Annotated in this window: 20 protein-coding genes; 8 read left to right on the top strand and 12 right to left on the bottom strand. The window is 71.5% G+C overall.

The features are described from left to right. The first annotated feature begins 21 nt into the window (after positions 1–21). Positions 22–1,230: a L,D-transpeptidase gene (locus ACZ4SW_RS03085; RefSeq protein WP_468237137.1), complete on the top strand. Its 1,209-nt coding sequence runs from the start codon at positions 22–24 to the stop codon at positions 1,228–1,230. A gap of 232 nt (positions 1,231–1,462) precedes the next feature. After that, a complete protein-coding gene (locus ACZ4SW_RS03080; RefSeq protein WP_468237135.1) occupies positions 1,463–2,230 on the top strand; it encodes a DUF6227 family protein in 768 nt (255 codons plus the stop codon). A 13-nt stretch (positions 2,231–2,243) separates the two neighbouring features. Here ACZ4SW_RS03080 and ACZ4SW_RS03075 read toward each other — a convergent pair whose 3' ends face one another. The 5 genes from ACZ4SW_RS03075 to ACZ4SW_RS03055 all read right to left on the bottom strand — a co-directional run bounded on the left by ACZ4SW_RS03075 (position 2,244) and on the right by ACZ4SW_RS03055 (position 8,324). Next, complete coding sequence (locus tag ACZ4SW_RS03075) at positions 2,244–2,525, bottom strand: hypothetical protein (RefSeq protein ID WP_468237132.1); 282 nt, start codon at positions 2,523–2,525, stop codon at positions 2,244–2,246. A 200-nt stretch (positions 2,526–2,725) separates the two neighbouring features. Then, positions 2,726–4,753: a PTS fructose transporter subunit IIABC gene (locus ACZ4SW_RS03070; protein ID WP_468237130.1), complete on the bottom strand. Its 2,028-nt coding sequence runs from the start codon at positions 4,751–4,753 to the stop codon at positions 2,726–2,728. Positions 4,754–4,913: 160 nt separating this feature from the next. After that, entirely contained in the window at positions 4,914–5,867 is a 954-nt protein-coding gene (gene pfkB / locus ACZ4SW_RS03065; protein WP_468237128.1) for a 1-phosphofructokinase, read from the bottom strand. Further along, positions 5,864–6,625, bottom strand: coding sequence for a DeoR/GlpR family DNA-binding transcription regulator (locus ACZ4SW_RS03060; RefSeq protein ID WP_468237125.1), 762 nt, complete (start codon positions 6,623–6,625; stop codon positions 5,864–5,866). Before ACZ4SW_RS03060 ends, pfkB begins: the two co-directional genes overlap by 4 nt. Positions 6,626–6,764: 139 nt before the next feature. Next, the gene (locus ACZ4SW_RS03055) at positions 6,765–8,324 is read right to left on the bottom strand and encodes an MFS transporter (RefSeq protein ID WP_468237123.1); all 1,560 of its coding nucleotides are present in this window, start codon (positions 8,322–8,324) and stop codon (positions 6,765–6,767) included. Between the two features lie 61 nt (positions 8,325–8,385). Here ACZ4SW_RS03055 and ACZ4SW_RS03050 point away from each other — a divergent pair, with 61 nt between their 5' ends. Continuing rightward, the gene (locus ACZ4SW_RS03050; RefSeq protein ID WP_468237121.1) at positions 8,386–9,351 is read left to right on the top strand and encodes a helix-turn-helix transcriptional regulator; all 966 of its coding nucleotides are present in this window, start codon (positions 8,386–8,388) and stop codon (positions 9,349–9,351) included. 345 nt (positions 9,352–9,696) lie between these two features. On the opposite strand, the gene ACZ4SW_RS03045 is transcribed toward ACZ4SW_RS03050, so the two are convergent. Next, positions 9,697–10,695, bottom strand: a complete 999-nt coding sequence (locus ACZ4SW_RS03045; RefSeq protein ID WP_468237119.1) for a sigma-70 family RNA polymerase sigma factor — start codon at positions 10,693–10,695, stop codon at positions 9,697–9,699. Between the two features lie 174 nt (positions 10,696–10,869). Here ACZ4SW_RS03045 and ACZ4SW_RS03040 point away from each other — a divergent pair, with 174 nt between their 5' ends. Beyond that, positions 10,870–11,445, top strand: a complete 576-nt coding sequence (locus ACZ4SW_RS03040; protein ID WP_468237116.1) for a GNAT family N-acetyltransferase — start codon at positions 10,870–10,872, stop codon at positions 11,443–11,445. 54 nt (positions 11,446–11,499) lie between these two features. On the opposite strand, the gene ACZ4SW_RS03035 is transcribed toward ACZ4SW_RS03040, so the two are convergent. Further along, the gene (locus ACZ4SW_RS03035; protein WP_468237113.1) at positions 11,500–12,306 is read right to left on the bottom strand and encodes a dioxygenase family protein; all 807 of its coding nucleotides are present in this window, start codon (positions 12,304–12,306) and stop codon (positions 11,500–11,502) included. Between the two features lie 128 nt (positions 12,307–12,434). Between ACZ4SW_RS03035 and ACZ4SW_RS03030 the strand changes: the two genes are divergently transcribed. After that, complete coding sequence (locus ACZ4SW_RS03030; protein WP_468237111.1) at positions 12,435–12,938, top strand: MarR family winged helix-turn-helix transcriptional regulator; 504 nt, start codon at positions 12,435–12,437, stop codon at positions 12,936–12,938. Positions 12,939–13,142: 204 nt separating this feature from the next. Here the strand turns inward: ACZ4SW_RS03030 and ACZ4SW_RS03025 are convergent, their stop codons facing one another. After that, positions 13,143–14,669, bottom strand: coding sequence for an MFS transporter (locus ACZ4SW_RS03025; protein WP_468237109.1), 1,527 nt, complete (start codon positions 14,667–14,669; stop codon positions 13,143–13,145). Between the two features lie 355 nt (positions 14,670–15,024). Next, complete coding sequence (locus ACZ4SW_RS03020; RefSeq protein ID WP_468237107.1) at positions 15,025–15,669, bottom strand: TetR/AcrR family transcriptional regulator; 645 nt, start codon at positions 15,667–15,669, stop codon at positions 15,025–15,027. 428 nt (positions 15,670–16,097) lie between these two features. On the opposite strand from ACZ4SW_RS03020, the gene ACZ4SW_RS03015 reads away from it, so the two are divergent. Together ACZ4SW_RS03015 and ACZ4SW_RS03010 are read left to right on the top strand one after the other, a co-directional pair. Beyond that, positions 16,098–17,372 carry a M6 family metalloprotease domain-containing protein gene (locus tag ACZ4SW_RS03015; RefSeq protein ID WP_468237104.1) on the top strand — a complete coding sequence of 425 codons (1,275 nt, stop codon included), beginning with the start codon at positions 16,098–16,100 and terminating at the stop codon, positions 17,370–17,372. Positions 17,373–17,494: 122 nt separating this feature from the next. Then, on the top strand, positions 17,495–19,162 hold the full coding sequence (locus tag ACZ4SW_RS03010; RefSeq protein WP_468237102.1) for an IclR family transcriptional regulator domain-containing protein: 1,668 nt from the start codon (positions 17,495–17,497) through the stop codon (positions 19,160–19,162). A gap of 11 nt (positions 19,163–19,173) precedes the next feature. Here the strand turns inward: ACZ4SW_RS03010 and ACZ4SW_RS03005 are convergent, their stop codons facing one another. The 3 genes from ACZ4SW_RS03005 to ACZ4SW_RS02995 all read right to left on the bottom strand — a co-directional run bounded on the left by ACZ4SW_RS03005 (position 19,174) and on the right by ACZ4SW_RS02995 (position 21,945). Further along, on the bottom strand, positions 19,174–19,806 hold the full coding sequence (locus tag ACZ4SW_RS03005; protein WP_468237100.1) for a ScbR family autoregulator-binding transcription factor: 633 nt from the start codon (positions 19,804–19,806) through the stop codon (positions 19,174–19,176). Between the two features lie 77 nt (positions 19,807–19,883). Further along, positions 19,884–21,194 (bottom strand): cytochrome P450 family protein, encoded by a 1,311-nt coding sequence (locus tag ACZ4SW_RS03000; protein WP_468237098.1) that lies wholly within the window; start codon positions 21,192–21,194, stop codon positions 19,884–19,886. A gap of 40 nt (positions 21,195–21,234) precedes the next feature. Further along, a complete protein-coding gene (locus tag ACZ4SW_RS02995) occupies positions 21,235–21,945 on the bottom strand; it encodes a ScbR family autoregulator-binding transcription factor (RefSeq protein ID WP_468237096.1) in 711 nt (236 codons plus the stop codon). Between the two features lie 225 nt (positions 21,946–22,170). Here ACZ4SW_RS02995 and ACZ4SW_RS02990 point away from each other — a divergent pair, with 225 nt between their 5' ends. Further along, on the top strand, positions 22,171–24,051 hold the full coding sequence (locus ACZ4SW_RS02990; RefSeq protein ID WP_468237093.1) for an acyl-CoA dehydrogenase family protein: 1,881 nt from the start codon (positions 22,171–22,173) through the stop codon (positions 24,049–24,051). Positions 24,052–24,179 lie beyond the last annotated feature (128 nt).

Genomic DNA, 24,179 nt, shown 5'->3' with positions numbered 1-24,179 from the left:
AAACTTGTGACAACGCCGGACATGCGAGCGCGGCGCGCACTGGGGGCCTGTGCCGCCCTGGTGGTCGGCGCCCTGACCCTCACCGCCTGCGGCGGCAGCGCCAAGGCCGACAACGACAAGGGCGGCAAGGACTCCCAGCAGTCCGCCAAGGTGTCCACCGCCAGGATCACCATTTCCGCGAAGGACGGTTCGACCGGCGCGTCGATCAACACCACCGGGGTGAAGGTCGGCGGCGGGAAGCTGACCGAGGTGAAGATGACGGTGGCGGGGACCGGGACGGTCGTGCCGGGTGAGATCTCCGCGGACGGGACGGCCTGGAAGCCGAAGGAGCAGTTGGACCGCGGGACGAAGTACCAGATCTCGGCCACCGCGAAGGACGCCGCGGGCCGGGTCGCCGCCGCCAACTCCATCTTCACCACGGTCACTCCGGCGGGCAGCTTCATCGGCACGTACACCCCCGACAACGGCACGACGGTCGGTGTCGGCATGCCGGTGTCCTTCACGTTCGACAAGGCGATCACCGACAGGAACGCCGTGCAGTCGCACATCACGGTGACGTCCAGCAGCGGCCAGAAGGTGGTGGGGCACTGGTTCGGCGCACAGCGTCTGGACTTCCGGCCCGAGGACTACTGGAAGGCCGGATCCAAGGTCACGATGAAGATCGACCTGGACGGTGTGGAGGGCGCGAACGGCGTCCGCGGCGTGCAGGAGAAGACCGTCACGTTCACCATCGGCCGCTCCCAGGTCTCCACGGTCGACGCGAAGACCCAGATGATGACGGTCGTGCGGGACGGCAGGACCGTCAGGACGATTCCGGTCTCGACCGGCAGCCCGCAGCACACCACGTACAACGGGCAGATGGTGATCTCGGAGAAGTTCACGCAGACGCGCATGAACAGCCAGACCGTCGGCCTCGGCGGCGAGTACGACATCCCGGACGTGCCGCACGCGATGCGGCTGACGACCTCGGGGACCTTCATCCACGGCAACTACTGGTACAACCGGGGCAATCCGCCCTTCGGCCGTGAGGGCACCAGCCACGGCTGCGTCGGCATGGAGGATGTGCAGGGCGCCCAGGGCGACACGATCGCCAAGTGGTTCTTCGACAACTCGCTGATCGGCGACGTCGTGATCGTCAAGAACTCCCCCGACACCACGGTCGCGCCGGACAACGGCCTCAACGGCTGGAACATGCCGTGGACCGAGTGGACCGCCACAAGCTCCGGCTGACCGCCGCAAGCTCCGGCTGACCGCCACGGGTGCCGGGCGACCGGCCGGGCGACAACCCCTGCCACCTGCCGTCTCGTCAGGGGCATATGACAATGGCTCAGGCCGCGCGGGAATCTTCCGCGCGGCCCGTCCGTTTTCCCGTTGTGCGTTTCCCGGTTCGCAGAGACGATGTCCGAGTGAGGGGCTACGGTATGCACCCACAAGGTGACATGCAGCAACGCCGGGAGAAACCTTGAGCGTTCCGTACGAGACGACGGCGTACGAGCCAGCCGAGTCGCCCGAGTCTCCCGAGGAGCACCTCGCGCGGCTCCTCGGCCGTGCCCTGAACTCCTTCGAGCTGCCCGACGAGACGATCGGGGGCCTCGACAGCGCGCTGGCGCACGACAGTTCGCTGCACTCGGCGCACCACAGCGCGGGTCTGCACCGGGAGACGTACCGGCACACATGGCTGCTCGCGGACGGCTCGGCGGTCACCCTGTGGGAGCTCGTGCACAACACGGCGCCCGGCGGCCACGTCGAGCACGAGGTGTACGTGGACCAGGAGGAGCTGCGCACCGCCACGGCCCGGCTTCCGCTGCCGCCGGACACGCCCGACTTCGAGCTGCCGGTGCTGGTGCAGCTCTCCCCCGTCCCCGAGCCCGGTCACGCGTACGCGTCCGACGACTCGGCGGACCATGCCCGCCGGCTGCTGCGCCGGGCGGAGAACCCGGACCGGCCGGGCGCGGACCTGGCCGCGTTACTGCTGGGCTCCGCGTTCGCGCACGAGATCAGGCAGGTGTTCGGACGGCCGTCCCGGGCGGGTCAGGCGGGGCTGTGCTTCTCGCTGTACGAGCACGCGTTCCTGCTGCGGGACGGCAGGGAGCTGTCCCTGTGGGAGGTCGAGCACACGGCGACCCCGGACGGCCGCCACATGTGCGAGGTCTACGCGACCGAGGAGGCGGCCCGGGAGGCCATGGAGCGCCGCGCGGCGACGCTGGGCCAGCCGGCCGACACCGTCTAGTGCCGCTGCGGGGCTAGTTCCCGGAAAGTCCCCGGTCGTGGGGGTAGCCGTCGCGGAGGCGCCGCACGAGGTGTGCGAAGGCGTCGCGTTCGGCCGCGGTGAGTTCGACGGAGTCCCAGTGGGGAGCCGTCCGCCGCTGCCGGGGCAGGGCCCGCAGCGTTCCGCGACGCCGCCGGACCGCGTTCTCCCCGCGGTGGCGGCGCACCAACTGGACCAGGCCGACCACCCAGAGGCCGGTCGCCAGGGCTGCGACGGCCACGGTGACCAGCAGAAGGATCGACTCGTGCGCGGGCATGCCTCCAGTAGACACCACCAACCGGGCTTCCAGCCCCTGACCGTGACCAATCTCGCAGGTGCGACGAGCGTGATGAGCGCGACGAGTTCGGCGAGTCGCGGCGAAGACGGGCAAAGGACCAGGTAACGGCGCCGCGAACGCGGTGGGGCCGCACCCCTGTTGAGAGGTGCGGCCCCAACTGTGCTGTCGGTACGGCCGGATCAGGCGGCGACGGGCTGCTTGGAGTCCCGGGTCTGTATGGACGCTCCCCCGGCCTCCTTCGCGGAGCCCTCGGGGCTCTGCTTGCGCATGCCCTTCAGGACCACCACCAGGGCCGTGGTCACGCACACGCCGGCGACGAGGGCGACCAGGTAGAGGAACGGGTTGCCGATCAGCGGGACCACGAAGATGCCGCCGTGCGGGGCGCGCAGCGTGGCGCCGAAGGCCATCGACAGGGCGCCGGTGATCGCGCCGCCGACCATCGACGAGGGGATGACGCGCAGCGGGTCGGCCGCGGCGAACGGGATCGCGCCCTCGGAGATGAAGGAGGCGCCGAGCACCCAGGCGGCCTTGCCGTTCTCACGCTCGGCCGGCGTGAAGAGCTTGCCGCGCACGGTGGTGGCCAGGGCCATCGCCAGCGGCGGGACCATACCGGCGGCCATCACCGCCGCCATGATCTTCATCGCCGAGTCGCTCGGGTTGGACACCGCGATACCGGCGGTGGCGAAGGTGTACGCGACCTTGTTGACCGGGCCGCCGAGGTCGAAGCACATCATCAGGCCGAGCAGCGCGCCGAGCAGGAGGGCGTTGGTGCCGGACAGGCTGTTCAGCCAGTCGGTCATGCCCTTCTGCGCGGAGGCGATGGGCTTGCCGATCACGACGAACATCAGGAACCCGACGATCGCCGAGGAGATCAGCGGGATCACCACCACCGGCATGATGCCGCGCAGCGCCGGCGGGATCCTGACCTTCTGGATGGCCATCACCACCCCGCCGGCGATCAGACCGGCCGCGAGGCCGCCCAGGAAGCCCGCGTTGATCGTGGACGCGATCATGCCGCCCACGAAACCGGGGACCAGACCGGGCCTGTCCGCCATGCCGTAGGCGATGTAGCCCGCCAGGACCGGGACGAGGAAGCCGAAGGCCACGGCGCCGATCTGGAACAGCAGCGCCGCCCAGCTGTCCGTCTGCGTCCACACGAAGTGGTCCATGACAGACGGCGCCGACTTGATCTTGTAGCCGCCGATCGCGAAGCCGAGGGCGATGAGCAGGCCGCCCGCGGCGACGAACGGGACCATGTAGCTCACGCCGGACATCAGCCACTTGCGCAGCTTGGTGCCGTAGCCCTCGGTGGAGTCACCGGCCCGCTCCACCGGCGTGGGCGCGGAACCGGACGTCACCTCGCCGCGTTCGGCCTTCCCGCGCACCTCGGCGATCAGCTCGGCGGGCCGGTTTATGCCCGCCTTCACACCGACGTCCACGGTCGGCTTGCCGGCGAAGCGGTCCTTGTCCCGTACGGGGACGTCATGGGCGAAGATCACGGCGTCCGCCGCCGCGATGACGGCCGGGTCGAGCCGGGTGAAGCCGGCCGATCCCTGCGGCTCGACGACGAGTTCGACACCCGCATCGCGGCCCGCGTTCTCCAGGGCCTCGGCGGCCATGTAGGTGTGGGCGATACCGGTCGGGCAGGAGGTGACGGCGACGATGCGGAACGGGCGCTCGGTGGCGTCCGTGGCGTCCGCGGTGGCGCCGGAGGAGGCCGCCTCGGAGGGCGCCACCGCGGAGTCTGCGGAGTCCGCCGCCGGGGCCTCGTCCCCGCGGATGAGCGCCGCTGCCGCCGCCGCGTTGTCCACGGACCGCAGCGCGGAGGTGAACTCGGTGTTCATGAGCTGGCGGGCCAGCGAGGACAGGATCGTCAGGTGCGCGTCGTCGGCGCCCGCCGGGGCGGCGATCAGGAAGATCAGGTCGGCCGGGCCGTCCGCGGCGCCGAAGTCGATGCCCCGGGCGCTGCGCCCGAAGGCGAGGGTCGGCTCGGTGACGTGCTCGCTGCGGCAGTGCGGAATGCCGATGCCGCCGTCGAGGCCGGTCGGCATCTGGGCCTCGCGGGCGGCCACGTCGGCCAGGAAGCCCTCCAGGTCGGTCACGCGGCCCTGGGCCACCATCCGCTCCGCGAGGGCACGGGCCGCCGCTTCCTTGGTGTCGGCGGACAGGTCGAGGTCGACCAGGTCCGCGGTGATCATCTCGCTCATCGCGGGCTCCTTCGCACGCGTATCGCCCGGGGGTTGGGGTGGGCGGTGGTGGGGACGGGGGTGAGGTGGGGGGCTACGGAGAGGGAGAGGGTGGCGGGGCCGGGGAAACCCCGCCTGTCGGTGGATGCGGCGGGCCTCGTCCGCCGCACCGGGGGCCCGCTCATGAGACGGGCTCCGTCAGCACACGGTCCACGGGCACCTCCGACGTGACGGTCACGGCGGAGAGGTCGAGGTCGGCGGGGGTCGGCATCACGCTGCCGGGCAGTTGGACCGCCGCGGCGCCGTGGGCGACGGCCGAGGCCAGGGCCTGAGGACCGCTGCCGCCCGCGATGAGGAAACCGGCGAGGGAGGAGTCGCCGGCGCCGACGTTCGAGCGTATGACACCGACGCGGGCGCAGCCGAACCATGTACCGGCGGCGTCGACGAGCAACTGCCCGTCCGCGCCGAGGCTCGCCAGCACCGCTCGCGCGCCCATGCCGCGCAGTTCCTCGGCGGCCTTGGCCGCATCGCCCACTGTGGCGAGGGGCCGCCCGACGGCCTCCGCGAGCTCCGCGGCGTTCGGCTTCACCACGTCGGGGCGCTCGCGCAGCGCCTCCAGGAGCGCGGGGCCGGAGGTGTCGAGGGCGATCCGGGCGCCCGCGGAGTGCGCCCGGGCCACCAGGTCGGCGTACCAGGACGGGGCGAGGCCGCGCGGGAGGCTGCCGCAGCAGGTGATCCAGGTGGTGTCCGCCGCGCGGCACTGCTCGCGGACCGCTTCCAGCAGGAGTTCGGCCTCGTCGGGGGAGAGTTCGGGACCGGGTGCGTTGATCTTGGTGAGGGTGCCGTCGGGTTCGGCGACCGCGATGTTGGAGCGCGTGGCTCCGGTGATCGGGACCGGAGCGACGTCGATGCCCTGGGAGTGCAGCAGGTTGGCGACGAGCGCGCCCGGCGCACCGCCGAGGGGGAGGACGGCGACCGTGCGCTGCCCGGCCGCGGCGACCGCGCGTGAGACGTTCACACCCTTGCCGCCCGGGTCCACTCGTTCGCCGGTGGCCCGGATGACCTCGCCGCGGTCGAGGGAGGGGACCTCGTAGGTGCGGTCGAGGGAGGGGTTGGGGGTGACGGTGAGAATCATGCGCGTACTACTTCCGTGCCGCCGCGCTCGATCGCGGTGGCGTCCTCGGGGCTCAACCCGCTGTCGGTGATCAGCAGGTCCACATCGTCGAGGCCGCCGAAACGGGCGAAGTGCTCCTGGCCGTGCTTGGAGGAGTCGGCGAGCAGCACCACCCGGCGCGCGGCGCGCATCGCGGCCCGCTTGACGGCGGCCTCGGCGAGGTCGGGCGTGGTCAGTCCGTGGCCGGCGGAGAAGCCGTTGGCGGCGACGAAAAGGACGTCGGCGCGGATCTCGCCGTACGCGCGCAGCGCCCAGGCGTCCACGGCGGCGCGCGTACGGTGCCGGACGCGCCCGCCGACCAGGTGGAGCTGGATGCCGGGGTGGTCCGCGAGGCGGGCCGCGGTGGGCAGGCTGTGCGTGACCACGGTGAGCCGCGCGTCCAGCGGGATCGCCCCCGCGAGCCGGGCGACCGTCGAACCGGCGTCGAGGATCATCGTGCCTTCGCCCGGCACCTCCGCGAGGGCCGCCTTGGCGATCCGGTCCTTCTCGTCGGCCGCCGTGGACTCCCGTTCGGCGAGGTCCGGCTCGAAGTCCAGGCGCCCGGCGGGGATGGCGCCGCCGTGCACCCGGCGCAGCAGCCCGGCGCGGTCGAGGGCCTTCAGGTCGCGACGGATCGTCTCGGCCGTGACCTGGAACTCCTCGGCCAGTGAGACGACATCGACCCGGCCGCCGTCACGGGCGAGCCGCAGGATCTCCTGCTGTCGCTCCGCTGCGTACATGCCCGTTCACCTCCGACTGATGCCCGAACGTGTGGTTTCAGTCGGAGGCTACGTCCGAATTTCCGGAAAGTAAACAGCTTGGAGCTACGGGACGGACACGAACGGGCATCGACGGGGCCGAGTGATTCCTCCGGTTCGGCTACCGGGTTGCCCCGACCGGTCGTGCGTCGTGCGCGGGAAGCACCTGGTCGCGGGCGCCGTTCCCCGTGCCCCTCTCGGGCTGTTCCGCGCCCTCCACGTGCTGCGCCGGCCGCTTCGGCAGGGCGAACATCAGCAGGAAGATCACGACCATCACCGCCACCACCCAGCCGAGGGCGTGCTGGAAGGCGTGCACGAAGGCCGGACCCACCTGGGCGGGGGTCAGCCGGTCGTCGATCTCGCCGAAGAAGACCACCGACACGAGCCCGAGTCCCAGCGCGTTGCCCATCTGCTGCACCGTGTTGATCAGGCCGGACGCCGAGCCGGAGTGCTCACGGGGCACCTCGGAGAGGATCGCGTCCGTCAGCGGGGCGACGATCAGGCCCATGCCCGCCCCCATGACCACCAGCGGCAGCGCCATCTGCCAGGAGGCGATCGACTGGCCGTACCGGTGGGCCTCCGCCATGTAGAGGAGGACGCCGGCCGCCATCACCAGCGCGCCCGCCTGCAGCACCTTGCGGCCGAAGCGCGGGACCAGCTTCTGCACCGACATCCCGGCCGCCGTGGAGACCGCGATCGAGAACGGCACGCCCGTCAGCCCCGCCCGCAGCGCGCTCCAGCCGAGGCCGACCTGCATGTACAGGGTCCAGACCAGGAAGAAGATGCCGAGGCCGACCCCGAACACCGTCTGCACCGCGATGCCCGCCGCGAAGCTCTTCACCCGGAACAGGGACAGCTCGACCAGCGGGGAACCGTCGCGGGCGGACTTCCGCCTCTCGTACGCCACCAGCGCCCCGAAGACGACGAGCGCGCCCGCCATCGACGCGTACCCCCACAGCGGCCAGCCCAGCTCCCGGCCGCGGGTGAGCGGGTAGAGCAGCATCAGCAGGCCCAGCGTGACGAGGGCGACGCCGACGAGGTCGAGGCGCAGGGCCTTCGGAGCCCTCGACTCGGTGATGAAGCGCCGTCCCAGGAGGTACGCGGCGACACCGACCGGCAGGTTGATCAGGAAGATGGGCCGCCACTGCAGCCCGAACAGGTTCCACTCGGTCAGCAGCGCGCCGAGGAGCGGCCCGGAGACGGCACCCAGCCCGACGATCGCGCCGAACAGGCCGAAGACCTTGCCCCGCTCGTGCGCCGGGAAGGTGGCGTGCACGATCGACAGCACCTGCGGCACCATCATGGCGGCCATCGCGCCCTGGAGGATCCGCGAGGCGACCAGCATCTCCGGGTTCGCGGCGAAGCCGCACAGCGCCGAGGCGAGCGTGAAGCCGCCGATGCCGATCAGGAAGAGGCGTTTGCGGCCGTGGATGTCGCCGAGCCGGCCGCCGGTGACGAGTCCCGCGGCGAAGGCGAGCGCGTAACCGGCGGTGATCCACTGGATCTGGCTGAACGACGCGCCCGCGTCCCGCTGGATCGACGGGATGGCGATGTTGACGATCGTGACGTCGACGAGGTCCATGAAGGCCGCGGTCATCACGATGGCGAGCGCGAACCAGCGACGCCGGTCGCCGCCCGCGCCCGGCGCGGCACTGCTGAGGGTGTTGTCCGTGGAGGTCATGCCCCGACGCTAGGGACGCATTAGGCCAGATCCCGTCCTACTTCTCCGGCATCCTCGTTCCATGACGACAGACACCCCGGCCCGGCTCCTGCAGCTCCTCTCCCTGCTCCAGACGCCGCGCGAGTGGCCCGGCGGTGAACTGGCCGAGCGGCTCGGGGTGTCGCGGCGCACCGTCCGGCGGGACATCGACCGCCTGCGCGAGCTGGGCTACCCGGTGCAGGCGACCAAGGGTGCCGACGGCGGCTACCGGCTGGTCGCGGGGAAGGCCATGCCGCCGCTGGTGCTCGACGACGAGGAGGCCGTGGCCATCGCGGTGGGGCTGCGGGCGGGTGCCGGGCACGCGGTCGAGGGCGTGGAGGAGGCGTCCGTGCGGGCGCTGGCCAAGCTCGAACAGGTGCTGCCGAGTCGGCTGCGCCACCGTGTCACCACTCTCCAGGCCGCCACCACGTCGCTGACCAGCGGGGACGGGGCGAGCATCGCGCCGGAGACGCTGACCGTGATGGCCTCGGCGATCGCGGGCCGGGAGCGGCTGCGGTTCGCGTACCGCTCCGGGGACGGCACGTCGTCGCGGCGCCTGGCGGAGCCGTACCGGCTGGTGTCGACGGGGCGCCGCTGGTACCTGGTCGCCTACGACCTGCAGCGCGAGGACTGGCGGACGTTCCGGGTCGACCGGGTCGCCGAGCCGTTCGCGACGGGCGCCCGGTTCGCACCGCGGGAGCTGCCCACCGGCAGCGCGGCGGAGTATCTGCGGCAGTCGGTGTACCGGCGGCAGGAGACCTACGAGTTCGAGGCGACCTTCGCCGCCCCCGCCGACTTCGTCGCGGCGCGCATGCCCCGGTGGGTGGGCACTCCCGAGCCGCTCGACGAGCACCGCTGCCGGCTGCGGGGTGTGTCGAGCGACTCGGTGGAGTGGCTGGCGGTACGGCTCGCGCTGGTCGACTGCGAGTTCACGGTGCACCGCCCGGCCGACCTCGTCGCCTCGGTACGGGACCTGGGGGCGCGGCTGAGCCGGGCGGCGGCGGGGTGAGGCGGGCGGGGCGGCACGGACCGACTCGGTCCACCGGCGGGCGCCCGCCGCGAGGAGCGTCCGCCTCGTGCCGCTGTGGCACAATCTGCCACCGGGCCGCCCCGGGGTTCAGGTCCGGGGCGACCTATTGACATGCCCCTGCCGCAGTCGCGTAACCCGGCACGAGAAGAGCCGGGCCCCGGCGCCAGGGGGGAATGGCGCCGGGGCCCGGCCCGGGGTGAGTCCCGGCGCCGGGGGGAGTGCGTCGGGACTCGGCTCTGTGGACGGCGGGACCGTGCGGTTGCGGGGACCCGGAGGTCTTGTGCCCCGGACCCGCCGGTTCGATGCGGTGCGACCCCACGGCCGTTACGCCGCCGCGTCGAAGCCGGTCTGGCGGGCCAGCTTCTTCAGCTCCAGCAGGGCGTGCTTCTCGATCTGACGGATGCGCTCACGCGTCAGGCCGTGCTCCTTGCCGACCTCCGTCAGCGTGCGCTCCCGGCCGTCCTCGATGCCGTACCGCATCTTGATGATCGAGGCCGTGCGGTCGTCGAGCCGGCCGATCAGGTCGTCCAGCTCCTCGCTGCGCAGCAGCGTGAGCACCGACTGCTCCGGCGACACCGCGGAGGTGTCCTCGAGCAGGTCGCCGAACTGGGTCTCGCCCTCGTCGTCCACCGACATGTTCAGCGACACGGGGTCGCGGGCCCAGTCGAGGACGTCGCTGATGCGCTCCGCCGACGAGTCCAGCTCCGCCGCGATCTCGGCGGGCTCGGGGTCCCGGCCGTTCTCACGGTTGAACTCGCGCTGGACGCGGCGGATGCGGCCCAGCTCCTCGACCAGGTGGACGGGCAGCCGGATGGTGCGCGACTGGTCGGCTATCGACCGCGTGATCGCCTGACGGATCCACCAGGTGGCGTAGGTGGAGAACTTGAAGCCCTTGCGGTAGTCGAACTTCTCGACGGCGCGCACCAGGCCCGCGTTCCCCTCCTGGATCAGGTCGAGCAGCGGGAGACCGCTGCGCGGGTAGCGGCGCGCCACGGCGACGACCAGCCGGAGGTTGGAGCGGATGAAGATGTCCTTGGCCCGCTCCCCCTCGGCGACCAGGGCCTCCAGTTCCTCACGGGTGGCATCCGCCTTGGCCTCCTCCTCGCCGTCGAGGATCTGCCGTGCGAACACGCCCGCCTCGATGATCTGAGAGAGCTCGACCTCCTTGGCGGCGTCGAGCAGAGGCGTACGGGCGATCTCGTCGAGGTACATGCCGACCAGGTCGCGGTCGGCTATGTCGCCCTGGGCGCGAACACTGCTTGCCGCGGCGTCGATGGTTTCGCCCTCGGCGGCCTGGCGACGGGCGACGGCACGGGTTGCCATGCGTGCTCCCTTGCGATGGTGGGCTAGCGGATGGTCCTGTAACGATTCGGCCACCCTTCCGGGTGCCCGGCATCCGAAGGAAACAACGACTGGAATCCGGACAGAATTCCCAACCCGCCCCTCATTTTTTCTGATCATGCAGTACCCTGTTCCGCCACACTGGGAGGCGGGTCGATGGCGGAACGTAGCGACGTGCAGGTGAGGCCGGGAGCCGAGGGCGACCTCGAGGCTCTCACGGACATCTACAACCACTACGTGCGTGAGACCCCCATCACATTCGACACCAGAGCCTTCACGGCGGAGGAGCGCCGCCCCTGGCTGTTCTCCCACCCTGAAGACGGCCCGCACCGGCTGATGGTTGCCGCGGACGCCGGGTCACAGGAGATCCTGGGGTACGCCACGTCCAGCGCCTTCCGCCCGAAGCCGGCGTACGCGACCTCGGTCGAGACGACGATCTACCTCGCCCCGCACGCGACCGGCCGCGGCATCGGCGGGCACCTCTACACGGCCCTCTTCGAGGCCCTGGCGGACGAGGACCTGCACCGTGCCTACGCGGGCATCGCCCAGCCGAACGAAGCGTCCGTGCGCCTGCACGAACGCCTCGGATTCCGCCACGTCGGCACCTACCGGGAGGTGGGCCGCAAGTTCGGGCGCTACTGGGACGTGGCCTGGTACGAGAAGGACCTCCACCAGGACCTCCACCAGGACCTGCGGCGGGACCTCCAGCAGGGCTCCCGGCGGGACGCCTAGCCCCCTTCCTCGCCGCCGCCCGGACCGAGGTCCGGATCGAGTTCCCGGCCACCGTCACCCGAACTGCACGGACCGCTTCGCCATTCCCATCCAGAAGCCGTCGATCACGGACCTCTGGGCGTCGAGCTCACCGCCGGCCTCCGCCGCGCCCATGGTCACGAACAGCGGGGCGAAGTGCTCGGTGCGCGGGTGGGCGTAGCGGCCGGCCGGGGCCTTGTTCAGGAAGTCCAGCAGGGCGTCCCAGTCGCGCGCCTCCAGGGCTCGGCGGCCCCAGTCGTCGAACTCCGAGGACCAGGTCGGCACTCCCCCGCCCGCGTGGCGCAGGGCCGCGAGGTTGTGGGTGAAGAAGCCGGAGCCGACGATCAGGACGCCCTCGTCGCGCAGCGGGGCCAGCTTGCGGCCGATCTCCATCAGCTTCACCGGGTCCAGGGTCGGCATGGAGATCTGCAGGACCGGGATGTCGGCCTCGGGGAACATCTCGACGAGCGGGACGTACGCGCCGTGGTCCAGGCCCCGGTCCGGGATGTCCTGGACGGGGATGCCGGGGGCACGCAGCAGCTTGCGGACGGCGTCGGCGAGCTGCGGGGCGCCCGGGGCCTCGTACCGCACCGTGTAGTAGTGCTCGGGGAAGCCCCAGAAGTCGTAGACCAGCGGGACGGTGCTCGTCGCGCCGAGGGCGAGCGGGGCCTCCTCCCAGTGGGCGGAGACCATCAGGATCGCCTTGGGGCGCGGCAGGCCGGCCGACCAGGCGGCGAGCTGGCCGGGCCAGACCGGGTCGTCGGCCAGCGGGGGCGCACCATGGCTCAGGTAGAGGGCGGGCATGCGCTGGGGCGCGGTGCGCTCCTCGGTCGCGGCGGACATGGCGGCGGCTCCCTTCGGGCGGCCGCGGCACGGCGGCCGACAGTTACTTGAAGACTAAAGGTTCTTCACGGGTGAGCATAGCGCCCATTTGTTTAAGTTTCAAGAAGACGCCTCGTACAGTGGTGTACATGAAGACGGCACCCGCTGATGACACCCGCTGGCTCACCGACGAGGAGCAGCGCACCTGGCGTGCGTACATGCACGCCGTCACCCTTCTCGAGGACCACCTCGACCGCCAGTTGCAGCGCGACGCGGGCATGCCGCACGTCTACTACGGGCTGCTCGTCCAGCTCGCAGAGGCCCCGCGGCGGCGGCTGCGGATGACCGAGCTGGCCATGCAGGCGAAGATCACCCGGTCCCGGCTCTCGCACGCCATCGCCCGCCTGGAGAAGAACGGCTGGGTACGGCGCGAGGAGTGTCCCTCCGACAAGCGGGGACAGCTCGCGGTCCTCACGGACGAGGGGTACGAGGTGCTGGCGCGGACCGCTCCCGGGCACGTGGCCGCCGTGCGCCAGGCCCTGTTCGACCGGCTCACCCCCGAGCAGCAGAAGTCCCTGGGCGACATCATGTCGATCATCGCGGAGGGACTGCAGCCCAAGGAGGCGGGGGCGGACCTGCCCTGGCTGCGCTGAGCCGCCGGACGGACGCTCGCAGACGGGTCCAGCCCGCCCGCACCGGACACCGGTCCGCCCCGGCTCACACCGGACACGGGTCCGCCCCGGCCCCACCGGATCGGTGGGGCCGGGGCGGACCCCTTCAGACGTACGGACGAGACGTCCCCTTCCTCGTCCGTACCTACGGACTCGGTTCTCTACGGGTACCCCTGCGCAGGCGCCTCAGTGGGCGACCACCGGGACGGCCACCTCGTCCTCGACGCCCTCACCGGAGGCGACCGGACCGGAGCCCGGGCGGCCGGCGTTGACGAAGGTGACGACGATGACGGCGGCGAGCACCAGCATGCCGACGGCGAACCAGATCGCGTTGGTGTAGCCGTGCACCATGCCCTCCATCTGGACCAGCTGCTGCTGCGGCTTGGAAGTGGCCGTGGCGATGTGGTCCTTGATGTACGAGGTCGTCGCAGAGGCGGCGATCGTGTTCAGCAGGGCGGTGCCGATCGCGCCGCCCACCTGCTGCGAGGTGTTGACCATCGCGGAGGCGACACCGGCGTCCCGGGGCTCGACGCCCAGGGTGGCCAGGGACATGGCCGGCATGAACGCCGTGCCCATGCCGAGGCCGAGCAGCAGCATCGACGGCAGGACGGTCGAGGCGTACGACGAGCCGATCTCGAGCTGCGTCAGCAGCAGCATGCCGGACGCGGCGACCAGGAACCCGGGCCCCATCAGCAGCCGGGCCGGGACACGGGTCATCAGGCGCGTGCCGATCTGGGTCGAGCCGACCATCATGCCCGCGATCATCGGCAGGAAGGCGAAGCCCGTCTTGATCGGCGAGTAGCCCTTGATGACCTGCAGGTAGTAGGTCAGGAAGAGGAACGTGCCGAACATCGCGATGATCGCGATGCCGAGGGAGAGGTAGATGCCGCCGCGGTTGCGGTCGGTGACCACGCGCAGAGGCAGCAGCGGGGCCTTGACCTTGGCCTCGGTGAAGACGAAAGCCAGCAGGAAGACGGCCGACGCGACGAACAGGGAGACGGTCGTCGAGTCGCCCCAGCCGTCGGACTCGGCGCGGGTGAAGCCGTAGACCAGCGAAACCAGACCCAGGGTGGACAGGACGACGCCGGGGATGTCGAGCGGGGAGCGGTTGCGGCCGCCCTCGGGCTCACGGATGACGAAGTACGCGCCCAGCGCGGCGACCACGGCGAACGGAATGTTGACGAAGAACGTCCAGCGCCAGTCCAGGTACTCGGTCAGCACGCCGCCGAGGATGAAGCCGACGGCGCCGCCGCCGCCGGCGATCGCGCCGTAGATGCCGAACGCCTTGGCGCGCTCCTTGGCGTCCGTGAACATCACGGCGAGCAGGGAGAGCGCGGCCGGGGCGAGCATGGCGCCGAAGGCGCCCTGGAGGGCGCGGGCGCCGAACATCATCGCGCCCGTGGTCGCCGCGCCGCCGAGCGCGGAGGCGGCGGCGAAGCCGGTCAGGCCTATGACGAAGGCCCGCTTGCGGCCCCACAGGTCGGCGATCCGGCCGCCGAAGAGGAGGAGGCCGCCGAAGGCGAGGGCGTAGGCGGTGACCACCCACTGCCGGTTGCCGTCGGATATGCCCAGGTCCTGCTGGGCGGACGGAAGCGCGATGTTCACGATGGTGGCGTCGAGGACGACCATCAGCTGGGCGAGCGCGATGAAGACGAGCGCCCTCCAGCGGTTGGCGTCGGGGACGCCGGGGGCCGTTGAGGCGGTTTGAGACATGGAGGTACCCACTCCGGGACGTCGTAGAAGAAAAAGGTGACGGAAGGTGACGTGAGTGACGGGCGAACGGCTCGTCGTCGTTGACGGCCGGAAGCCCTGCTGTGAGAGATGACTTGCGCGGGACTCGGAACTAATCGGAACGCGGAACTGATCGCTGCTGTTCGTCGCTACTGATCGTCGCTACTGATCGGCCGATCGCCCGATACGGACCGCTATCGGGAACGTCGAGGCTCCCGCATCGGACCCCTCGCATCGGAACAACCCGTTCAGAACGACTTGCATCGGAACGACTCGTGTCGGAACTACTTGAGCCGGAACTACTCGTGTCGAACTACTCGTACAGAGGGCTACTCGCTCAGGACCGGCGCAGCTCCTCCATGGTCACGGCCGTGCCCGGCAGCGTCGAACGGGCGGGAGCCCGCAGACCGTCCAGGAGCAGCTGAAGATGGCGGTGGACGAAACGGTCGGCACTGAGGCACGCGGTACCGGCCGGGGGCCGGCTGAGCTGGGCCACGGTGAGCATCAGGTCGCCGACGCCCACGTCGGGGCGGAGCGTGCCGACCGCCTTGGCGCGGTCCATGAGCTCTTCGACGAGCCGCTCGACGCGCCGCCGGGCCGCTTCCAGGTCCGGGTGGTGCTTGTCGAACGTGCCGGAGAGCATCGGACACAGCGCGCTGATCCGCTCGTCGGCGGCGGCGTGCGCGAAGCGTTCCAGCGCCTCGAAGGGGTCGACGTCCTCGGCCAGCGCCTGTTCCGCGACCTCGGAGGTGCGGTCCATGACCGAGCAGACGACCTCGCGGACGAGGGCGTCGCGGTCGGGGAAGTTGCGGTACACCGTGGCGTTGCCGACGCCGGCCCGACGGGCGATCTCGTCGAACGGCACGTCGGGGCCGAACTCGACGAACATCTCCCGGGCGGCGGTGACGATCCGCTCCCGGTTGCGCAGGGCATCGGCCCGCGGCCGGGACGCCCGACGCTGCACAGGGGTGGCGGTCTGCACGGCGTACTCCTCGAGAAGGGGTGGATGATCGCAATCCGGGGATTCAGTCCCCGTTTCGCTCGGACACATGGCTAAACGGGGATTGCGTCCCCGGTTATTTCCCCGACGTGAGGCAATTTGATGTGACGTAGGTCACATTCTTTGGGTGCGTGGCCGGGCGGGGCCCTATGCCGGGCCTCGCCTCCGAACATCCTCGGCAGAGCGCAGGTCCTGAGGGCCTGGAGCGCGGGTCGGCCGGGGCCTGTAGCGCGGGTCGGCCGGGGTCCGGAGCCGCAGCTCACACCTCACCGCTCGCACCGTCACCCCTCCCCCGCCCCCGGACCCCTCGTTCGGCCTCCTTCAGCGCGCGACCCCGCACCGCCCGTCACAGGGTGATCGCAAGGGTGCAGCCGGTGAGGCGCGGCTGCCGTGGAGCGAAGGGCCACCGCATGCAGCCGTCCCGCCGCCGGATACGCCCCCGCCGCGCCGCCTCCCTCGCCTCGGTCACCGTTCTGACGCTGGCGGTCTCCACCTCCGCCGGCACGGCGCACCTGACGACGGGCTCCCTGACGCCGGGCCCCATAGCCCCGCTCCGCTCCTCGACGCTGCACCCCTGCATGCTCCAGGGCCACAACCGGGTCCTGATGCCGGAGAGCATCCCCACCGCCACCGGCTACGCCCGCTCCACCGGCACCGTCCACGCCCTGAACCTGATGATCGACTTCTCCGACGCCCCCGGCCAGGGCAGCGCCCTCGACCGGCTCGCGGAGTTCTTCCCGCAGACCCAGGAGTGGTTCACCACCAGCTCCTACGGCCGCCTCGACTACCGCGCCGAGGCCCCGATACGCCACTGGCTGCGCATGCCCAAGCCGTTCGCGGCCTACGGCATACAGCGCGGCGCCCCCTTCGACCCCGGCTACCGCGAGCTGGTGCAGGACATCGTGACCGCCGCCGACCCCGAGGTCGACTTCCGCCACTACGACCTGGTGAACGTGCTCGTCACCCCGAACGCCGGCCCCTCCGCCCTGGACACCGTCCTGTCGGTGACCTTCGCGGGCAACGCCGAGGCCCCGGTCGCCGACGGCGTGCCCGTCTCCAACGCGTCCTTCATCTACAGCCGCCAGGACGACGGCTCCGGCTCCTACCCGCAGACCGGCTTCCGGGTCCTGCCCCACGAGAACGGCCACGTCTTCGGCCTGCCCGACCTCTACAACCAGGAGGGCGGCGCCGCCGTCGGGCACTGGGACATCATGAGCGAGGACTGGGGCGCCGACAACGACATGCTCGCCTGGCACAAGTGGAAGCTCGGCTGGCTCGACGACTCCCAGGTCGCCTGCGTGACCGCGCACGGCACCGGCGAGTACACGCTGACCCCGCTGGCCCGCACCGGCGGCCGCAAACTGGTCTTCCTGCCCCTCAGCGCCAAGGCGGGCTACGCCTTGGAGCTGCGCACCCACGAGGGCAACGACGCGGCGGTGTGCCGGCCCGGCATCCTCGTCTACCGCGTCGACGCGGACGTCGACACCGGCAACGGCCCCATCCAGGTCTACGACTCCACGCGCGACAGCGGCGGCTGCACGCGCAGCCCGAACGTGCAGGCCGAGCTGTCCGACGCGCCGTTCGTCCCCGGGCAGAGCTTCACCGACCCGAAGCAGGGGATCGTCGTCACCGTCGAGGCGAAGGACCCCTCCGGCGACTACCGGGTCCGGGTGACACGGCGCTGACCCGCCCGGAGGCGTCCCACCGAAAGGCGGCCGAAGGCGACCGATGGCATACGGGGGTTCGGGGCGCCCCGTGCCGTGGGGGAACACGGCGTGCGCGACCGGCCCCGCATTACGGTGACCCCATGCTCCCGAACGTCACCCCGGCCCCGGACACCGCCGCCCCCGCCGAAGCCGTCGCCCCGCTCATGCGCGGCCTCAGGGTGCTGCGGCGGCTCACCGACGCCGGCGGTAGCTGCAGCCTCAGCGCCCTGGAGCGGGCCAGCGGGCTCGCCCGGTCCACGGTCGACCGGATCACGGCGACCCTCGCCCGCATGGAGTACGTACGGCTGGACGGCCGGGACGTCGTGCTCGCGCCGCGGCTGATGGAGCTGGGCAACGCCTACCTCGCGGCGCTGGGGCTGCCGAAGCTGCTGGACGCGCACGCGGACGCGCTCGCCGACGAGCTGGACGAGTCGGTGTCGCTCGCGGTCGCCGACCTGGACGGTATCCGTTTCATCCACCAGGCGACCCGGCGCCGCGCGATGTCGCTGAGCTTCCGCATCGGCGATCTGCTGCCTGCGGAACGCACCGCTCCGGGGCCGCTGTTCGCGACCGAGTGGGACGCGGAGGACTGGGCGCGGTGGCGTGCGCGGCGGGCTGCGGACCCCGAGGACCGCCGCTTCCCGGCGGTACCGGCGCGCAGCCGCCCGCTCGACGGTTCCGACGGCCACTGCCTGGGCGACGACTTCGAGGAGCGCACCGAGCAGGCGCGGGCCGAGGGATGGGCGCTGGACGACCAGTTGATCGAGCCGGGCCTGGTGGCGCTGTCCATGCCCGTGCGGGGGGAGGGCGGCCGGATCGCCTGTGTGGTGAGCGTGGTGAGCCACACCAGCCGGCACACGGCGGACGGTCTGCGCCGGGCGCTGCTGCCTCGGCTGCGCACGGCGGTCGCGGCGATGGAGCGGGAGCTGCGCGAGGCGCCGCCCGCCGTGCCCACGGCGCCGTCCGGGCTCGCGGCCTGGACGGGGGCGTCCAAGCAGGAGCTGGGGCGGGAGTTCGTGGAGTCGCTGGCCCGCGGGCTGACGGTGATCACATCGTTCGGGGAGGGCCGTTCCGAGCTGACGCTGACGGAGGTGGCCGAGGCCACGGGACTGGCACGGGCCACGGCACGGCGGGCGCTCATCACGTTGGAGCACCTGGGCTATGTCACCGTGCACGGCCGTTTCTTCCGGCTCACCCCGCGCGTGCTGGGCCTCGGCTTCCCGCCGCTGTCCCGGACGACCCTGTCGGACATCGCGACCCCGCATCTGGCCGCGTTGTCCGATCGGGTGCACGAGTCGACGTCGCTGGCGGTGCTGACGGGCGACGACGTCCAGTACACGGCTCGGGCGGCCTCGAACCGCATCATGAGCGTCAACGTCACGGTCGGCACCCGGCTGCCGGCCGCCGTGACCTCGCTGGGCCGCGTGATGCTGGCGGACCTGCCGGAACGGCCGCTGCCCGAGCCGGCCCCGCTGACGCGGCGGACCGTCACGGACCCGGCCGAGCTGAGGGCCGTGCTGGACCGCGTGCGGCGCGACGGGTACGCGCTGGTCGACGGGGAACTGGAGGAGGGGCTGCGGTCGATCGCGGTGCCGGTGCGGGAGCACGGGGGCCGGGTGGTGGCGGCGGTCAACGTGGCGATGCACAGCAGCCGCCGTACGCCCGAGCAGTGCGTGACGGACGTCCTGCCGCAGCTACGCGCGACGGCGGCGCGGATCGAGGCGGACCTGCGGGTGGCGGGGCGGTTCCGCCGGGTGGCGAACACCTGACGAGACGTCGGTCAGACGACCTCCGCCTGCCTGCCCGTGGCCACCACCCTGCGCAGCGTCGGCGCCGTGGCGATGCGCGGCAGGAGCAGCGACCAGAAGCGGGTGAGCGTGAGGCGGGACAACCAGCGCACGTCGTGCCCGCCCAGCTCGGCGAAACCGACCGTCGCACCCACCACCGTGGCCACCAGGTCCCGGGGTGGGACGTCCGAGAGCAGCCCCTCCCGCGCACACCGGGCGACGATGTCCTCCACCCACGCGTGCCACCGGTCGTGGAGGCCCACCCCGCGACCGGCGGCCTCGGCGACGCCGTCGAGGCAGAACCCCGCGCGCATCACGATGTCCTGACGCAGGCTCAGCAGCAGGGCGTGACTCGTGTCGACGAGCGCCTGCAGCGAACCGCCGAGCTGGGGCGGCGGCCGCTCCGCGGAGACGAGCCGGTCGAACCGCTCGGCCGCCGCGGCCCGCACCGCCGCGGCGAGGTCGGCCTTGCTGGGGAAGTGGAAGTGCAGCGCGCCGTTGCTGACCCCGGCCCTGGTGCTGATCGCCGCGAGCGACACCACCTCGTAGCCGTCGCGGCTGAACAGTTCGGCGGCGGACTCGATCAGGGCGTTGCGCGTGCGGACAGCACGTTCCTGCTTGGCCATCAGACGCTCCGTTGCTGCGCGGGTACCCACAGCATAACAAACCGTCCGTGCGGTTTCATTACTGACGGTCAGTCCGGTCAGTCCTCCCGCGGTCGGTCCGCTCCGTCCGCTCCGTCCGCTCCGCCGGGCCCGCTCGATCCGCTGGACCCGCTCGATCCGCTGGGGCGGAGCACGACGGGCAGGGACCCGTACCCATGGACGATGAAGGACCGCACCGCCTCGACCTCATCGAGCGGAATCGCTGATTCCAGGTCCGGGAAGCGGGTGAAGAGCGCCGCGAGGGCGGACGCCGCCTCCAGCCGGGCCAGCGGCGCCCCCAGGCAGCGGTGCACACCGTGCCCGAAGGCCAGATCGTCCCGCCGGCCGGGCCGCAGCACGTCGAAGACGCCCACGTCGTCCCCGTACGCCTCGGGGTCCGAGGCCGCACCCGCGAAGGAGACCAGGATCGGATCGCCCTTCCTGATGAGCACCCCGTCCAGTTCGATGTCCTCGACGGCGAACCGCATCGGCGAGTACGCGGCGGGCGCGTGGGTGCGCAGCGTCTCGGCCACCACGTCGGCCCAGTCCGCGCGCCCCTGCAGGACGAGCGCGCGCTGCTCCGGGTGCCTGCACAGGGCGCCGACGGCGTTGGTGATGAGGGTGCACGTGGTCTCCTGGCCCGCGGCGATCATCAGGTACAGCGTGCCGAGGAGTTCCTGCTCGGTCAGCCGGCCGTCGTCGCTATCGCGGACCTCGATCAGCGCGCTCGTCAGATCGTCGCCGGGCCTGGCCCGTTTCCCGGCGACCAGTTCACCGAGCATCCCGAAGACCCGCACCTGCGCGGCGGCCATCTCCTCCCCGGGCACCGCCGTGCCGAACACCAACTCCAGGTCGGCGCAGAGCGGTTCGCGCGCCTCCTCGGCGACACCGAACAGCTCGCAGATCACCCGCATCGGCAGCACCTTGGCGAACCGGTCCCGCAGATCGACCACTTCGCCGTCCGGCAGCGCGTCCAGCTCGTCGAGCAGTTCCCCGGTGAGCTGCTCGACGCGGGGGCGCAGCGCTTCGGTACGGCGGACGGTGAAGGCGGCGGCGACCAGCCGGCGCAGCCGCGCGTGGCTCTCCCCGTAGGCGAAGAGCATGTTCTCGTTCGCCACCCACGGGTACAGCGGCCAGTCCTCACCGATACGGCCCGCGACGAAGTCGGGCCAGTGCTGCCGGGCGTCCTTCGAGACCCGGGGGTCCGTCAGCAGTCGCTTGACGTACGTCTGCCGCACGACGGCCCAGGCGCGCACCCCGCCCGGCAGCTCCACCTCGACGGCGGGCCCCCTCGACCGTAACCGCGCGGTCTCGCCCGCCAGGTCACGTCCGGTCACGTCAAGGGCGTACGGGCAGGCGGTCATGTCCATCGGAGCACTCCGTTCGATCGGTCGGTCGGCCCTTCGGCTGTCAACTCGGTGCGCCGGCGGACGCGTCGCCCTCGCCTTCGCCCGCTACGCCGTCACGCCGCCGCATGGCGGCTTCGAACACCTTCGGTCCCCGCTCCGGAGAGAAGTCCAGGCGGACCAGGATCCCCGGCACGGCCACCGACGGCATCAGGAACCGGTAGAGGTCGGCCACCCGCTCGGCCAGGTCCACCCGCCCGGTCATGATCCGCGACAGGACCTGCACCCCGGTGAACGCGCCGACGAACAGCTTGGCGAGCGCGGCGACGTCCACGTGCGGGAGGAGTTCGCCCCGCTGTTTGGCCTCCTCGAAGAGGGCCTGCGTGTGCTCGGTCCACTCCTGCATCGGCACCCGGCGGTTGAGGTGGTCCTTGGGCGAGCCCTGGTCCACGGTAAGGCGCACGCTGCCCTGGACGATCGGGTCGCCGGTGTCACCGCACAGCAGGTGGGACAGCAGCAGCGCCTCGTCCAGCGACTCCTGCAGCTTCAGCTCCTGCTCGGGAACGCGCGGCAGGGAGGAGACCTGCTCGGCCAGCACCGCCTGGGCCAGCTCCTCCTTGGAGGCGAAGTGGAAGTACAGGGCACCCTTGGTGACCCCCGACCGGTTCAGTACGTCGGAGATCGTCGCCGCCTCGTACCCGACCTCGTCGAACACCTGCGCAGCGGCGACCAGGATGGCCCGCCGCGTGCGAATGGCCCGCTCCTGCCGTGCCACAACCAGTCCCCTCTCCCGTCGCCACCGGACAATAAAACCAGGCAAACGGTTTTACAAGCCTTCGGTAGGACGCTGACAAACGGTCACTTGAGGCCGAAAATGAGCAGAACAGTGCGACGCAAGGCTCCAGAGGGACCGGTGGGGGGTTGAAAAGAAAACCGGTTGGTCCGTATCTTCGATCCGGTGCCGCGCGCCTGACTCGAGACCCACACCAGGGGAAACTCAATGACTGTCATGACGTCCGAGACGTTACGGGCGGAAACAACGGTAGGGACGGAAGCCGAGGACCGGGAGAACCAGGAGAACCGGGACGACCGGGACCGGGCACACCCGGTGGCCGACGACCTGGCGCACCTTCTCTTCGAGGGCGCTCACCGCGGCCGTACCCACGGCGTCTGGCGCACGGCGATCTCCGGCCGGGCGTTCGCCTACCGGCCCGGCCTGTCCCCGGCCGAGCGGACCGCCCTCTCCTACGACCGCCTGCGTCTGCTCAACAACACGCTCGACGATCCCCTGCGGTTCGCCGCCGACCCGCACCGGCTGGCCGCCCTGCACGAGTGGATCGGGCCGGTGGACGGCGGGCTGACCACCGTAGCGAGCATCCACTACAACCTCTTCCTCGGCAGCCTCGTCGACCACGACCACACGGACCGGGACCTGTCCCCCTTCAGCTCGCTCCGCAGCACAGGAACGTTTCTCTGTACCGAGCTGGAGCACGGGAACGACGTGGCCTCCATGGAGACCGTCGCCGTGTTCGACCGCACGAGCGGCGGCTTCCGCCTGCACACGCCGACGCCGGGCGCACAGAAGTTCATGCCCAACACCACGCTGACGGGCGGCCCCAAGACGGCGGTCGTCGCCGCCAGGCTCGTCGTGGACGGCCAGGACCAGGGCGTGTTCCTCTTCCTCACCCCGCTCAGCGACGAGACCGGACACCTGCCGGGGGTGACGGTCCGTCGGCTGCCGCAGCGTACCGGCACCCCGGTCGACCACGCCCTCACCTCCTTCGACCACGTGTGGCTGCCCCGCGAGGCGCTCCTCGAGGCCGCCCACGGCCGCCTCTCCCCCGACGGCACGCTGACCAGCAACCTCGGCAACAAGCGCAAGCGGTTCCTGCGCGCCATCCACCGCGTCACCATGGGCAAGCTCTGCATGAGCGCCGGCACCCTGGGCATGGCCCGCGCCGCCCTCACCATCGCGGTCCGCTACGCGCACAGCCGCCTGATAGCCGGCCCGAAGGCCGGCGAGCGCATACCGATCGCCGCCCACCGCAGCCACCACGGCCGGCTGCTGGACGCCCTGGCGACGGCATACGCGATGACGTTCCTGCACCGCACCGTGGTCGACCGGTTCGCCGCGCACACCGAGGAGGACCGCGAGGAGGTCGAACGGCTCGTGGCGATCGCCAAGGGCTGGATCACCTGGCAAGCGCGCGCGATCACCACCGAGTGCCGCGAACGGTGCGGCGCACAGGGCCTGTTTCCCGCCAACGGCATCTCGGAGCTGCCCGGCAACATCGAGGGCGGCATCACCGCGGAGGGCGACAACCTGGTGATCTGGGCCAAGGCGGCGGCGGAGATGGTCTTCGGCCACGATGCGCGGCCCCCGGGCGCGCCACCCGCGGACGCCGACCTGACGGACCTCGCCTTCCTGCGGGGCCTGCTCGCCGGCGTCGAGGCCATCTGGCAGCAGCGTGCTCGCGCGGCCCTGCGCGAGGGCCCGTCCGGCGACCCGGTCGGCCGCTGGAACGCCACTTCGGAAGCCGCCCTGGAGATGGTCTCGGCCCACGCCCGGCTGCAGGCGGCGGACGCGTTCGCCACGGCGTCCGAACAGGCGACGGACCCGAGGGCACGGCGACTGCTGCGCAACCTGTGCCGCCTGTTCCTCCTGGGGCACCTGCGCGCCCACACCGGCGACCTCCTCGCGGAGGGCTACCTGACCCCGGACCACGTACGGGCACTGCCCAAGGCACGCGACACACTCGTCACCGAACTGGCACCCCAGATGATGACCCTGGTCGACGCGTTCGACTTCCCCCCGGAGATGCTGTCGCGGATACCGATCGCCGGCGGGGGCTCGATCGGGCCGACGGATCCGGCGGTGTGAGGTCCAGCCGGTCGACCATGCCCAGCCGAGCGACCAGCGCCGCCCACCAGCCGTCGAGCAGGCGATACCGGCCGCTGACGTCGAGCGGTTCGAGCGTAAGCGCCCGTCACGACGGAGATGTAACCGTT

It is taken from the genome of Streptomyces sp. NPDC028331 (assembly GCF_055565775.1).
The sequence above is the reverse complement of the archived record's forward strand: the minus strand, read 5'-3'. Positions and strand labels throughout refer to the sequence as shown.

Bases quoted from the DNA above. Each gene is read 5' to 3' on its own strand.
- ACZ4SW_RS03085 (WP_468237137.1), top strand. From the start codon at position 22: ATGCGAGCGCGGCGCGCACTGGGGGCCTGTGCCGCCCTGGTGGTCGGC.
- ACZ4SW_RS03075 (WP_468237132.1), bottom strand. From the start codon at position 2,525: ATGCCCGCGCACGAGTCGATCCTTCTGCTGGTCACCGTGGCCGTCGCA.
- ACZ4SW_RS03070 (WP_468237130.1), bottom strand. From the start codon at position 4,753: ATGAGCGAGATGATCACCGCGGACCTGGTCGACCTCGACCTGTCCGCC.
- pfkB (WP_468237128.1), bottom strand. From the start codon at position 5,867: ATGATTCTCACCGTCACCCCCAACCCCTCCCTCGACCGCACCTACGAG.
- ACZ4SW_RS03060 (WP_468237125.1), bottom strand. From the start codon at position 6,625: ATGTACGCAGCGGAGCGACAGCAGGAGATCCTGCGGCTCGCCCGTGAC.
- ACZ4SW_RS03055 (WP_468237123.1), bottom strand. From the start codon at position 8,324: ATGACCTCCACGGACAACACCCTCAGCAGTGCCGCGCCGGGCGCGGGC.
- ACZ4SW_RS03050 (WP_468237121.1), top strand. From the start codon at position 8,386: ATGACGACAGACACCCCGGCCCGGCTCCTGCAGCTCCTCTCCCTGCTC.
- ACZ4SW_RS03045 (WP_468237119.1), bottom strand. From the start codon at position 10,695: ATGGCAACCCGTGCCGTCGCCCGTCGCCAGGCCGCCGAGGGCGAAACC.
- ACZ4SW_RS03040 (WP_468237116.1), top strand. From the start codon at position 10,870: ATGGCGGAACGTAGCGACGTGCAGGTGAGGCCGGGAGCCGAGGGCGAC.
- ACZ4SW_RS03035 (WP_468237113.1), bottom strand. From the start codon at position 12,306: ATGTCCGCCGCGACCGAGGAGCGCACCGCGCCCCAGCGCATGCCCGCC.
- ACZ4SW_RS03030 (WP_468237111.1), top strand. From the start codon at position 12,435: ATGAAGACGGCACCCGCTGATGACACCCGCTGGCTCACCGACGAGGAG.
- ACZ4SW_RS03025 (WP_468237109.1), bottom strand. From the start codon at position 14,669: ATGTCTCAAACCGCCTCAACGGCCCCCGGCGTCCCCGACGCCAACCGC.
- ACZ4SW_RS03015 (WP_468237104.1), top strand. From the start codon at position 16,098: ATGCAGCCGTCCCGCCGCCGGATACGCCCCCGCCGCGCCGCCTCCCTC.
- ACZ4SW_RS03010 (WP_468237102.1), top strand. From the start codon at position 17,495: ATGCTCCCGAACGTCACCCCGGCCCCGGACACCGCCGCCCCCGCCGAA.
- ACZ4SW_RS03005 (WP_468237100.1), bottom strand. From the start codon at position 19,806: ATGGCCAAGCAGGAACGTGCTGTCCGCACGCGCAACGCCCTGATCGAG.
- ACZ4SW_RS03000 (WP_468237098.1), bottom strand. From the start codon at position 21,194: ATGGACATGACCGCCTGCCCGTACGCCCTTGACGTGACCGGACGTGAC.
- ACZ4SW_RS02990 (WP_468237093.1), top strand. From the start codon at position 22,171: ATGACTGTCATGACGTCCGAGACGTTACGGGCGGAAACAACGGTAGGG.